We start from the raw sequence: 12,223 nt of genomic DNA on the forward strand, positions 1-12,223 counted from the left end.
AAGATGGAAGCCTGAACGTGATCGTCCAGATGTGAGGCTGCGAGCTTCCATGCATCGCTTTGGACGCTGTCAGAGACTGTCATTTCTGAGGGGTGCACCGGCACGGTTGCCTCACGGTTTGTTTCGAGGCAACATATTTCGGCAGTACCCGCTGCATATTTTTCATTTGCGTGAACTCATGGAGGAACAAATGGAAGGTGCACCCGTACGTTTTCGAGCTGTCGAAGACTGTGAAGCTTCTGGCTTTTCGATCCCTGCCGGCCCCTATTTCGGCAAAGAAAAAATCCACGAAACAGTAGATCACTCTGATGGCAGGGCATTCCACTATAGCCTTGACTTAGCCGATACTGGTGAAATGCTCGACGTGACACCGCTTGTAGCGATCGGCAAGATAACCGTCGTGAGACAAAGCGCCCTGTAGCTCGAACAATCTCTTGATCGTAAGCTGTTAAATGTTTGCGTTGCCAATCGTGAAACCCTCCTCTGGGAGGGTTTCTTATTTGTCGGGAGAAGTGACTGACCGGTGTTAACAGCAAGCCGTGCTGAAATGAGAAGCGGTTCTTTCGGGATGGCCTCTTCACCCAAAGCTCCGGCGCCCGCTCGATGGCCATCAAATCTCGCGGAAAAACACGCGACTGTAACGAGATTGCCTCCTCCAAACTGCTGCGCAACCACCGTTCGTTGTCCTCCTGATGAAGAAGGACTGGAGGCTGCGGATGAAGCTCTCATTCAGGAAGGCGAAGAGCGAGATCCTGCAAGAAGGCAACGACGATAATCTGTGATCGATGCAGAGTGAAAGGCGGTCAGGGCAGTTTTGCGACGTCTTCTTGAATTTGCGTCTTGTAAGCTATTCTTCCTCAGCCTCCGCGGTGGCTGCTTGTGGCATCCGGTTATGACCGGACTGCGCGTCCACGAAACAAATAAGCGATGAGAGACACGACCAGCGCGCAGGCGGTGACACCAAACATGATGCTGAATGCAGGCTCCTGAGCGAAGACCCGCGCAATCACGCCGAAGAGCGGAGAAAATAGAGCAACGCCGACAAAGCCGAGACCATTCAGCAATCCGAGAATGACCCCTCGCCTTCTTGCTTCAATGTGAGACTGCGCTTCTGCCATAGCGATGGTGTGGCAATTGCCGATTGCATAAAGCATCGAGAGCGCCGCGGCCGCCGAGATCGGGCTTTGCGCCGGACTGATTGCAAGAGCAGCCGTGAGGGTGATCGCGCAGGTATAGAAGACCGCTACAATCGATCCGGGCTTCCAGCGTCGCATTGCGAAAGGCAGCAAAAAACCCGTGACTGTTCCTGCTACGCTGATCAAGGCGAAGATATTTGCAGCGCCCTGAGAGGAAAGCTCCACGACGTCGAGCAGGTAGGGTGACGCCCACGCGCTCCTGAAGACGGTCCCGAGTGACGCGCTGAGGAAAATCGGCGCCAGAAGAGCAAGGAACATCGGGTTTGTTTTGATGGAATCCGAGGCATCGCGCCCGATGTCCTGGCTTCTTGTCAATGCGGGAACCCACATCCAGACCAACCCGGCTGCAACTGCTAGGAAACATGCCGACACCGCGACAGCATTGCGCCACCCAAAGGAGGAAACAACCATCTCGAGAGGTGTTGTCGAGACGAGAGCGCCAATTGACCCTAGTGCGGCGATGCCCGTCGCAGTTCGTGCTGCTTTTTGCCAGGTCTGCGTTTGACCGAAATAAAAATAGACCGACATCAGGGCCGGCGCACATCCGATACCCAAAAGCCCATGGCCCAACACTGCCGGGAAAAATGAGGTTGCGCCGGCCATCAGTGCCGCGCCAATTGAACCCAAGAGAACAAGCATCGCTGCAGGCAGCCGACAGCCGAAACGATCGAAAAGCAACCCGACAGGGACCTGCGAGATCGCGAAGCTTGCAAAAAATGCGGAGGAAAGCAGCCCGAACTGAACCGGGGTGAGCGCGAGGTCATGTGAGAGCTCGGGGCCCACAACCGCGAAGAACGTTCTGAAATACATGCTCAGGAAAAAAGTAAAGGCGAACGCCACGTAGGTTTTCCGGTGAGGCATGTAAAATCCAAATAAGGTGAGGATGCCTCTTTCTCAACGGGAAGGGCAGATATCCAATCTTGATAGGACGCTCATATCTCCTTGGTCCATATGTCTCAAGTAGACTCTTCGAGCTCGCAACCACCGGGGTCCTGTATCCTGGTGATAGCCGTTTTGCGCGCCACCCCTTTTGTGTTCAGCAGCTTCATCCCCCACTTTCGGGCTACCTATCGCCTTATACGGTTTAATTGCTCCTCATTCTGTTTGAGCCTATTGGTGGCCTCAATGGCTTGTTTTAATCCTCCGTATCGACTTACAAACACCACTAACGTCTCTTAAGTCCGGAAATCGAAAGAACACCGATGACAACCCAACTCTCCCTCCCGCGTGACCGAATTTCCGTGCTTCTGCTCGAAGGCATTAGCCAGACTGCCGTGGATTACTTTTCAGCGTCCGGCTACACCAATCTCATACATCTGCCGAAGGCCCTTGATGACAACGAGTTAAAGCGCCATATCGCGGACGCTCACATCATCGGCATTCGTTCGCGCACTCAACTGACAGAAGAAATCTTCGACGCAGCCAAAAAGCTCATCGCCGTTGGTTGTTTCTCTGTCGGAACGAACCAGGTTGACCTCGACGCTGCCCGGAGACGCGGTATCCCCGTATTCAACGCGCCCTATTCCAACACGCGCTCGGTCGCAGAACTTGTGATCGGCGAAATCATCATGCTGACACGGCAGATATTCCCGCGTTCGGCATCCGCCCACCAGGGTGGTTGGGAAAAGTCGGCTGTCGGCAGCCGCGAAGTACGCGGCAAGACGCTCGGGATTGTCGGCTATGGCAATATCGGCTCGCAGTTGAGCGCGCTCGCCGAAAGCATGGGTATGGTCGTACGCTACTTCGATCTTTCCGACAGACTGCGCCGTGGCAATTCTGAATCGATGGATTCGCTCGGTGAGCTTCTCGAAATTTCTGATTATGTGTCGATGCATGTCCCTGAAACGCCATCGACCAACAACATGATCACCGAAGCCGAACTGCGCCGCATGAAGAAAGGTGCCATCTTCATCAACAACTCACGCGGCACTGTAGTTGATCTCGATGCACTCGCGAAAGTCCTCCAGGATGGTCATCTCGCCGGTGCTGCCGTTGACGTGTTCCCGAAAGAGCCCGCATCGAACAAGGATCGTTTCGAAACGCCCTTGCAGGGTTTGAACAACGTTATCCTGACACCGCATATCGGTGGCTCAACGGAAGAGGCACAGGAGCGCATTGGCGGAGAAGTTTCCAGAAAACTCATTGAGTATTCCGACATCGGCTCGACAATGGGTGCCGTCAACTTTCCGCAGGTTCAGTTGCCCGAGCGACCGAATGGCACGCGCTTCATGCATGTGCATCAGAACCGTCCTGGCATTCTCATCCAACTGAATGAGATCTTTTACTCGCGTGGATTGAATATCGTTGGCGAATTCCTGCAGACCCATGGCGACACAGGTTACGTCGTCATTGAAGCTGAAGGCACATCCGAACACGCGAACGACGTTCTCCAGGCATTAAGGGAAATTCCCGGAACCATCCGCGCGCGATTGCTCTATTGATCACCGGCGGCCTGCCTGTGGCAGGCCGCACCAAACCGGTTTCCGGCAAACAATCAATTGTATGGAGACCTGCAATACGCACGCACACCCACCCGCGGGACATAGGTATTGTCATAGGCACGATATGTCCGGTAGCGATTTGCGCACCACTGGGCATGGCCTCCTCTATAAGAATGCCTCGGAGCTGCTAATGCTCCGCCAATGATAGCTCCCGCAGCAATCCCGCCTATGATTGCACCAGCGTTCGAACGACGATGATGACGGTGATAGTGCCTATGATGATACCTGTCAGCGCGGTGGTGACGCCATTCGCGGTAGTGACGACGATGATGACGATACTGCACTTCCTCCACATTTGAGACTTTAGGCGCGGAAAATGCGGGCATTGGCGTGGCTGACGCGGCGGTTAACGATGAAAATGTCATGATTGCGGACAATGAAATCGCGCTGAAAATCTTGCTAATCTTTTGCATACGTTCCTCCTAGCTTGATCGAGAAAGAGCGAGGGATGCGTCCCACACTGACCTCGACATCTCCTTCAACGCTTTTGGCGCGTTTTAGTTGAGTTGATATTGCGTCAGAGCCTAGGCAGCGTTACGCGTACGATTCAGGCGCGCAAATGCTTTTGTGAACGTGTCGGGCATTAGATCCCTAGTGCCGGATGGCGATCTCAACAGTAACGGAAAGATCGCCATTTAACGTTACGCACATCTACCCAATAGTCGTAGAAGGCCTTGGCTCTCGGCAGACTGGAGGTAATCCAATCGGCAAGTCAGCTTCCGAGGTAGGCGCATTTCAATCGTCGTCGGAAGAGTTCGAGCTGGAGTTCGACGACGAATTGGAGCTGGAATTGCTTGAGGAGTTCGAACTGCTGTTCGAGCTGGAATTGCTCGACGAGTTCGACGAACTGTTCGAATTCGAATTCGAATTCGAGTTTGAGTTGCTGTTGGAATTCGAGTTTCCGTTCGAACTGAAGTTGCTGGAAGAGTTCGAGGCCCTATTGGTGCTGGAATTCGACCAGCTCCTGCGATTATCGTCACGGCCACGACGCGCCTCGCGAGAGCTTGCGTTATTGTTGAACGTACGCTCCAGGAAGCGGGTGACTGGATCGTCGGCGACGGCCGGGGTTGGGGTGGCAACATTGGTGGCAAGCAATGAGCCCAGAATGGCAAACATCTTCTTCATTTTGTTTCTCCTGATTGTCTGGCAGCCTTCATTGACTGCTTGAGAGAAACGGATCGCCTTCAGACATATTCCACAAAATAATAATTATTTTCAGCATCTTAAGGATACGTAACGGCGCGCGTCGAGAGCCGACAAAAGCCGGATATCGGCGAAAGGGGCTTGGATCGGCGAATTTCAACGCTGAGCCCGGGCGAATTTCCGATACCAGCCATCGGATGCCTGCGTCTTGCGCAGGATCGATTTCCGGGTCACCGCCTCACCTTCGCTTTCCGACCGGATATCGGCGGCAAGGTCGGTCGTTTCCCGGCGGAAGGGAATGATCTGCACGATCGGCGTGCCGCGCTCCAGAACATGCAATCCATCTTCACCGATGGCGAAAAAAGGAAAATGGATTTCCGACTGGTAGCTGTCCGTATCCACCACGCCCGAAACAATTTCGAACACGCCGTTCGGGCGGTTCAGCGGCGGCAGGAACAGGCAGCTCCAGCCCGGCGGCGTAACGATAGTCCAGTAATTGTGAAACTTGCAGGGCGGCATCGGTTCGCGTGGATTTCCGGCCACCTGGTGGTTGGCGTGATTGCTGACCATGGTGCGGTCAAAATCCCAGCCGCAATCCACCGTCTGTCCACCATCGGAGATCTGCATGCGCACCGTCGCGGCAAGGCCAATGATCCACCCCGTTGCCATTGCATCGAGAAACGGCATGCAACGCTTAACGGTGAGGCCGTTGTCGGTCGTCGAAAGACGCGCCTCGGTGACGGGCGGCAGTTTGCGAAACCATTCCGGCAGCGCGGTTTTTGCCCTCACAGGCACGGGGATGATGCCCTCGTCCTCCTTCCTGCAGAGGAAAGTCATTCTCGGTTCGGGCTTTTTCAGCAGTGGCAGTGCCATGATCGTTCTCCTCGCAGCATATGCGTGAAAAACGGCGCAGATTAGAACTTATTCCGAACGTATATGAAGAATCATTCGGCCATTCCGGCGAGCGCGTTTCTTTCAGCCTCTGCCGCAAGCGGTTCACCGGCTTCGATCGAAGCGAGATAGGCGTCGATCGTTTCCTGAGAGGATGCTGGCACGTAACCTTCTGAACGCGGCGACGACAACGCCAGACGCGTGACCCACGCGCCATTTGTGCGGCATGCAACGGTTGCAGTCGTCTCGTTGAGCCGTTTCAATTCGTACTCCCGGCAGAGTTCTCCCCGACCGTCGACAAAACTTGAAACGATATGCAGCGCCTCGGATTGGCCAAGCGTGACATCGCTGCCGGAAGGTTGCTGGTCAAGCGCGGCAAACAAGGCGTTTTCGGAGGCCCCCTCCAGGTCGACATTGCCTCGGCCCGCCATATATCCGCCGACACCGGTGATGACGGCAAGGATGGAAGCCGCGATCGGCATCATCCAAGGCCGCCTACTGCGGATGGGCATCGGTTTTTCGGGGCGTTGGAAGGCAAGCACCTTGTGCTCGGCCGCCTCTGTCATGCGCCGAACGGATGTCGCAAGTGCTTCCGGCACCGGCTCATCGATCAACGGCTTCATGGCGGCCCCAACAGCCATGCGAGTGTCGAGAAAGACGGCCAGCCGTTCGGCCAGCGTCTCGTCTGTCTCGAGCGCCGTCTCCAGCCGCTGGCTGGTCGCCGCGTCCAGTTCGCCATCAGCAAATGCCATCAATGTTTCGTCGTCAAAGTGTTCCATAGTCATGCAACGCCGCCTTTCGTATCGGACGAACGTTTCTCCCCAAGGCTTATTCCCGTCAGTTCGGCCAGATTTTTGCGCGCCCGCGCCAGACGGCTCATCACCGTGCCGATGGGAATGGCGAGCACGTCGGCCGCATCGCGATAGCTCAGCTCCTCCACGCAGACCAGAACGAGCACTTCGCGTTGTTCTTCCGGCAGTTTCTGCAAAGCAGTCGCCACTTCCATCAGTTCCATACGGGCATGGGTTGCGGCCTCTCCCGAAGGGACTGACACGTCATAGGCTTTCTCAATCTCATCCTGCGGACCGGCAGTGCGGGCGCGGCGCAGATGATCAATCCAGATATTGCGCAGGATGCGGAACATCCAAGCGTCAAAGCGCGTATCCGGCGCGAAACTGTCGGCGGCGACGATTGCACGCTCACAGGCGGCTTGCACGAGATCATCGGCCAGTTCTCGCGAGTGGCAAAGCGAAATCGCAAATCGGCGCAGATTGGGTAAAAACTCCACCAACCGCTGTGGCACTGTGCGCGTGTCATTCGTCATGCGATTTGTTTGGCACGGCACGGAATATTTTGTCGAGATAAACGTCTATCCAAGATAGCATTCCCGTGCTTGTTGGGAATATTTCAGCTGTTTTTCTACTGGAGATAGCGCTTTGTCGACGATTGCACCACCTCGCTTCAGATTTATCCTGGTGATACTCGTTGCCATCGGTGGCATGACCGCAATGCCACTGCTTCAATCCGTCGGCATCGCACCTGGCGTTGCTGCAGCATTTGCGGATGATGACGACGACAACAACGATGACGATGATAGTGGCAACAGCGCCGGATCCTCTGGCGGCTCTTCCGGCGGCGAAAACCGTGGTAATGATGGCAGGCGTCTGAGAGGTGACCTACGATCGTTGTTTAGGTGGCCATTTCAACGAGCGGAACGTCCCGCGCCACCAAGACGTGCTGTCGCCATTCCTGATCGCGCTCGCGACGAAATCGTCGCCTTGGGCCTCGACGAGGCGACGATCGCTAGCCTGACGCAAGACGGTTTCGTGATTGATGAGCGAACAACAATCGCGCTTACCGGTAGCGAATTGGTCAAGCTGACGATACCGCGCGGCATGACCCTGGATGTCGCGCGTCAGGCCGTCGTTGCCGCCGCGCCCTCAGCCAATGTGGATTTCAACCATTTCTATCAGCCCGAGGAGAAAGACACAGCGTCCTGCCCCGGCGGCGACTGCAAGCTTATTCGCCATATCGTCGACTGGCCGCACGAAGCTGCTAACGGGCGAGCGACAGGTTGCGGCGCTCCCTTGCCGATCGGCCTGGTCGATACTGCCATCAACGCCGATCATGCCTCGCTTGCCGAGGCGACTATCGAAGTGCTGCAATTGGGAGACGGCACCAACTCCAGCTCTGCGGCGCAACACGGCACTGCCGTTGCCGCTCTCCTCGTCGGCTCTGCCGGCAGCCGCGCTCCCGGCCTGCTTCCCGGCGGCAGACTGGTCGCGATCGATGCCTTCCAGCGCTATGGCAGGGCTACCGATATAGCCGACATCTACGATCTCATACGGGCACTTGATATGCTGGCCGCCCGCAATATCAGGATCGTCAACCTCAGTCTCAGCGGGCCGCCGAACATGCTGTTGGAACAGGCTGTGCGCGCCATCATCGACAAGGGTACAATTCTGATTGCAGCCGCCGGCAACGAAGGGCCGAACGCCAAACCGGTCTATCCCGCCGCCTATGCGGATGTGATCGCCGTTACCGCCGTCGACCGGAACATGAAACCTTATCGCCGTGCGGTTCGTGGCGATCATATCGACATCGCCGCTCCAGGCGTTGGGGTATGGACGGCGGCCTCCATTTCGGGCGGCAGGCAAAAGAGCGGCACCTCGTTTGCCGCACCTTTCGTAACAGCGGCTGCTGCCCTGCTGCTCGGCGCCAACCCGGAGATGGAACCGGATGAGGTGGCGGACGCCCTAACGCGTTCGGCAAACGACATGGGCGAACCGGGCAAGGATGCGATATTCGGCTGGGGCCTGCTGAACGCAAAGGTGCTGTGCCAGAGTTGATCTCCGCAAGCCCGTGTTCGAAAAGAATGCCCGGCGCGTAGGCCGGGCACGATATTTTCTATTCTCGATGGCTCAGTCTTAATCGTCGTCGTCATCGTCGTAGTCGTCATCGTCATCACTGCGATAACGACGGCTGTAACGGCGATCGTCGTCATCGTCATCGTCATCCGCCAGGATGACCTGCGAGAGTGTGGATGCCTGCGGTTGTGCACGTGGCATGGCCTGCACCTGATGTGCTGAGATCATCAGCGTGACCATGGCAATTAGGGCCATACCGCTTGTGACAAAACTTTGGTTCATGTCTGTTCTCCTTCCGTGTCCGAGGGCGATACGTGTCGATGAACGTGGCTGTCGCTGACTTATTCCGGCGGCGATGCGTTTTCTGCGTCATTGATCTTATTTTGCGAAAACACACCGAGACCGGGAATATCCATCGTCATCAAACGTTCATAATCGGGCATGGGGAGATCGGAGCCGACCGGCCGCCTCCCCCGAACCGAAACTGCCCTCAGACGACGGCGTTATGTAAAGGAGGCCAAGTGGTGGCGCACCTTATGTCCTTGCCCACGGCAAATCAGCAGAAAGACAAAACGGCGATTGCGGAGCAAGAGCCAGTTGTATCGGTCAGACACCTTAAACAGGTGGTCGCAGCGTTGTTGATCGGTTTTGCCTCCGTGCTGATCTTTTTGGCAATTGACGGCCTGACCATGTCGATGCGGGCAACGCTCTTCATCTTCTTTTCTGCGATTATCGGTTGGACGGTGCTCGAACTGCCTGAAACTTCGGTTGCGCTGGCGGGCGCAGTCGCGCTTGCCGTAGTTGGCGCCATACCTGAAGATCTGGTTTACCACTCGTTGGGCAATGACATCATCTGGCTGTTGTTGTCGGCCTTCGTGATCGCCGCAGTTCTAAGGCATGTGGGCCTGATCGAACAGGTGACTGACCGACTGATGCCGAAGATGCGCAGTATTCGCTCAATGTTCTGGACGTTAACGCTGCTTACGTTCGCAACCGCCTTCGTCATCCCCTCCACATCAGCTCGGGCCGCGATCTTGATGCCGGTCTATCTCGGCCTCTCATCGGCAATCGGCAATACGAGGGTTTCGCGCGCGCTCGGCCTGCTTTTTCCAACCGTCATACTTCTCTCCGCCGGCGCTTCGCTGATTGGCGCCGGAGCGCATCTTGTTGCCTCCGGCTTTTTGTTACGCTTCAACGGCACGCAACCGGACTTCATCGGCTGGCTGGTGCTGGCCGGTCCTTTTTCGCTGATAACCTGCCTTATCGCCTGCGCCATATTGCTTTATGTGTTCATGAGCAAGGAGGAACGCGACATGGCTCCTGACGCCAACCTTTCACCAAGCCGCCCTACCGCCCTATCGCGTCAGCAGGTCGCGGTAGCCGCCACGGTCGGCGGCACGGTACTGACGTTCTCCACTCAGTCCTTTCACGGTATTGACATATCCTTGGTCGCAGTCGTGGCAGCCCTTGTCCTTTGTACGCCAAATATCTCCGGCATGACGCTGAAGGCCGCGCTAAAAAATGTTGAGTGGAATCTGCTTCTGTTCATGGCGGGCACGCTGGTCATCGGCGAAGCACTAATTGAAACGGGCACGGCCCAGATGCTGACCGATCGGCTGGTGAGCGTTTTTCGCCAGAGCATGATTACAGCGCCCCTCATCATCATCTCGTTTGCAGTGATCATTGCGACCTTTTCTCATCTGGTGATCACCTCGCGGACGGCGCGGGCAACGGTGCTCATCCCAGCCTTCGCGTTGCCGCTCTCAGCTTTTGGCGTGGATCCGGCTGTTCTTGTGATGGTTGTGACGCTGGCAAGCGGCTTTTGCCAGATGACCATGGTATCGGCTAAACCGGTCGTGCTGTTCGCTGGGCTGGAACCTGCGGCCTTTACCCAAGCCGATCTGCGCAAGCTCGGTTATTTGCTCGTCCCGCCTTTCATGTTTCTGCTTATTCTCGTGGCAACCGTGTTGTGGCCGTTGCAAGGATTCTCCAGAGGAAATTGAGCAAAAACAATAATCTAGAACCCTCAAGAGCCGCTCAATGCGGCTCATTTTTATTTAGCCGAATAAATTTATTTCGTGCCGGAATAAGCGTCGGACCATCACGTTTTCCTCATGTCACTTACTTGTCATGAAAGGATAATGCCCATGCCCTTCCGCGTCGTCGTTGCCCCCTCCGGTTTCAAGGAAAGTCTTTCGGCCGAACAGGCCGCCGACTGCATCGAAAAAGGCGTCCTGCGCGCGTTTCCCGGCTCCGTCGTCACCAAGGTTCCAATGGCCGATGGTGGTGAGGGATTTACCCGGGCGCTGGTGAACGCCACCGATGGCACGATCCATCCGGTTACCGTCACCGGGCCGGTAGGACACCCGGTACAGGCCTTTGTCGGGTTTCTAGGAGGCACTTCGGAACCAACCGCAGTTATCGAAATGGCTGCCGCTGCCGGCCTCAGCCTCGTTCCGCGCGGTCGTCGCAATCCCTGCCTGACCACGAGTTACGGCGTCGGTGAACTGGTGCGGGCCGCACTTGATCGCGGCGCAAAGCGGATATTGCTCGGCTGCGGCGACAGCGGCATTAACGATGGTGGAGCCGGCATGGCGCATGCGCTGGGTATCCGGCTTCTGGACTCCGACGGCAACGAGCTCGACCGAGGCGGTGCGGCGCTCACGCAGTTAAACCGTATAGACATTAAAAATCGTGACCCTCGCCTTGCGCGGGTTCGTATCGATGCCGCCGTCAATTGGCACAACCAGCTTCTCGGTGAGCGAGGTGTGGCCCGTGTTTTCGGGCCGCAGAAAGGCGCAACACCCGAACAGGTCGAGCGATTGGCCGCAGCTATGGAGACTTATGCAGCCCACATTCAAAACGCCACTGGCGTTGATGTCGGCTCCGCACCAGGTGCCGGAGCCTCGGGTGGTCTCGGTGCCGCCGTTCTCGGTCTCCTTTGCGGCGCACTTCATCCCCGCTACGAGATCGTCATGCAGTATCTCGAGGTCGATGACTACATTCACGGCGCCGACCTAGTGATCACGGCGGAAGGCAGTCTCGATGGCCAGACGCCCTTTGGCAAGGTTCCGGCCGAAATCGCACGACGCGCCAAGGCAGCCGGTGTTCCAGTGGTGGCGCTTGCAGGCACGATCGGAAAGGGCGTGCGGCTCAATCTCGATTGCGGCATAGATGCCTTCGCATCGATCCTGACACGCCCCTGCTCCCTGGAAGACGCTATCTCGTCCGCGCCAAAGCTTCTATCCCGCGCGGCAGAAGACATGATGAGGATGATTATGATCGGCGCGACACTACGACTGTCTTTTTCCACTGCAAGGTAGAATTTGGAAAAATTCAGTCATTTCAGATTGATGCGCCCACGCTGAATTTGGGCATTTGGAATGGAATTTTCCCAGGCCGGGCCAACATTAGATGTTGGCGTAAACAGGCCCTTCGCCGGGCATTCCCGCTGACGGCGGTCCGTGTGGGCCGGACCAACATTACATGTTGGCGTATACCGGCCCTTCGCCGCCTTGTGGCGGAACCCAGTTGATGTTCTGGTTGGGGTCCTTGATGTCACACGTCTTACAGTGCACGCAGTTCTGCGCATTGATGACGTAGGTTTCCTGGCCGTCCTTCTCCA

13 protein-coding genes are annotated in these 12,223 nt (G+C 56.5%); 6 read left to right on the top strand and 7 right to left on the bottom strand.

The features are described from left to right. Positions 1-190: 190 nt before the first annotated feature. Positions 191-421: a hypothetical protein gene (locus HWX89_RS14340; protein WP_138791547.1), complete on the top strand. Its 231-nt coding sequence runs from the start codon at positions 191-193 to the stop codon at positions 419-421. A 469-nt stretch (positions 422-890) separates the two neighbouring features. Here HWX89_RS14340 and HWX89_RS14345 read toward each other — a convergent pair whose 3' ends face one another. After that, positions 891-2,057, bottom strand: coding sequence for an MFS transporter (locus tag HWX89_RS14345; RefSeq protein WP_138791548.1), 1,167 nt, complete (start codon positions 2,055-2,057; stop codon positions 891-893). A 341-nt stretch (positions 2,058-2,398) separates the two neighbouring features. On the opposite strand from HWX89_RS14345, the gene serA reads away from it, so the two are divergent. Continuing rightward, entirely contained in the window at positions 2,399-3,637 is a 1,239-nt protein-coding gene (gene serA, locus HWX89_RS14350) for a phosphoglycerate dehydrogenase (RefSeq protein WP_138791549.1), read from the top strand. Positions 3,638-3,690: 53 nt separating this feature from the next. Here serA and HWX89_RS14355 read toward each other — a convergent pair whose 3' ends face one another. Then, positions 3,691-4,110: a BA14K family protein gene (locus HWX89_RS14355; RefSeq protein ID WP_210271410.1), complete on the bottom strand. Its 420-nt coding sequence runs from the start codon at positions 4,108-4,110 to the stop codon at positions 3,691-3,693. A gap of 188 nt (positions 4,111-4,298) precedes the next feature. Between HWX89_RS14355 and HWX89_RS14360 the strand changes: the two genes are divergently transcribed. Next, positions 4,299-4,865: a hypothetical protein gene (locus tag HWX89_RS14360; RefSeq protein WP_178340770.1), complete on the top strand. Its 567-nt coding sequence runs from the start codon at positions 4,299-4,301 to the stop codon at positions 4,863-4,865. Positions 4,866-4,996: 131 nt separating this feature from the next. Here the strand turns inward: HWX89_RS14360 and HWX89_RS14365 are convergent, their stop codons facing one another. The 3 genes from HWX89_RS14365 to HWX89_RS14375 all read right to left on the bottom strand — a co-directional run bounded on the left by HWX89_RS14365 (position 4,997) and on the right by HWX89_RS14375 (position 7,055). Next, entirely contained in the window at positions 4,997-5,713 is a 717-nt protein-coding gene (locus HWX89_RS14365) for a DUF6065 family protein (RefSeq protein WP_138791551.1), read from the bottom strand. A gap of 71 nt (positions 5,714-5,784) precedes the next feature. Continuing rightward, entirely contained in the window at positions 5,785-6,516 is a 732-nt protein-coding gene (locus HWX89_RS14370; RefSeq protein WP_138791552.1) for an anti-sigma factor family protein, read from the bottom strand. Beyond that, on the bottom strand, positions 6,513-7,055 hold the full coding sequence (locus HWX89_RS14375; RefSeq protein ID WP_138791553.1) for an RNA polymerase sigma factor: 543 nt from the start codon (positions 7,053-7,055) through the stop codon (positions 6,513-6,515). Before HWX89_RS14375 ends, HWX89_RS14370 begins: the two co-directional genes overlap by 4 nt. Positions 7,056-7,167: 112 nt before the next feature. Here HWX89_RS14375 and HWX89_RS14380 point away from each other — a divergent pair, with 112 nt between their 5' ends. Next, the gene (locus HWX89_RS14380; RefSeq protein WP_246705176.1) at positions 7,168-8,580 is read left to right on the top strand and encodes a S8 family serine peptidase; all 1,413 of its coding nucleotides are present in this window, start codon (positions 7,168-7,170) and stop codon (positions 8,578-8,580) included. A 78-nt stretch (positions 8,581-8,658) separates the two neighbouring features. On the opposite strand, the gene HWX89_RS14385 is transcribed toward HWX89_RS14380, so the two are convergent. After that, complete coding sequence (locus HWX89_RS14385) at positions 8,659-8,880, bottom strand: hypothetical protein (protein ID WP_138791554.1); 222 nt, start codon at positions 8,878-8,880, stop codon at positions 8,659-8,661. Between the two features lie 38 nt (positions 8,881-8,918). Between HWX89_RS14385 and HWX89_RS14390 the strand changes: the two genes are divergently transcribed. Both HWX89_RS14390 and HWX89_RS14395 read left to right on the top strand, forming a co-directional pair. Beyond that, a complete protein-coding gene (locus tag HWX89_RS14390; RefSeq protein ID WP_246705177.1) occupies positions 8,919-10,601 on the top strand; it encodes an SLC13 family permease in 1,683 nt (560 codons plus the stop codon). Between the two features lie 144 nt (positions 10,602-10,745). Further along, positions 10,746-11,921: a glycerate kinase family protein gene (locus tag HWX89_RS14395; RefSeq protein ID WP_138791555.1), complete on the top strand. Its 1,176-nt coding sequence runs from the start codon at positions 10,746-10,748 to the stop codon at positions 11,919-11,921. Positions 11,922-12,080: 159 nt separating this feature from the next. Here HWX89_RS14395 and HWX89_RS14400 read toward each other — a convergent pair. Continuing rightward, the coding region (locus tag HWX89_RS14400; RefSeq protein WP_178340560.1) for a 4Fe-4S dicluster domain-containing protein at positions 12,081-12,223 on the bottom strand (143 nt) is incomplete at its 5' end.

Origin of the sequence: Rhizobium sp. RM (assembly GCF_013390595.1) — a bacterium.
Lineage (GTDB): Bacteria > Pseudomonadota > Alphaproteobacteria > Rhizobiales > Rhizobiaceae > Agrobacterium.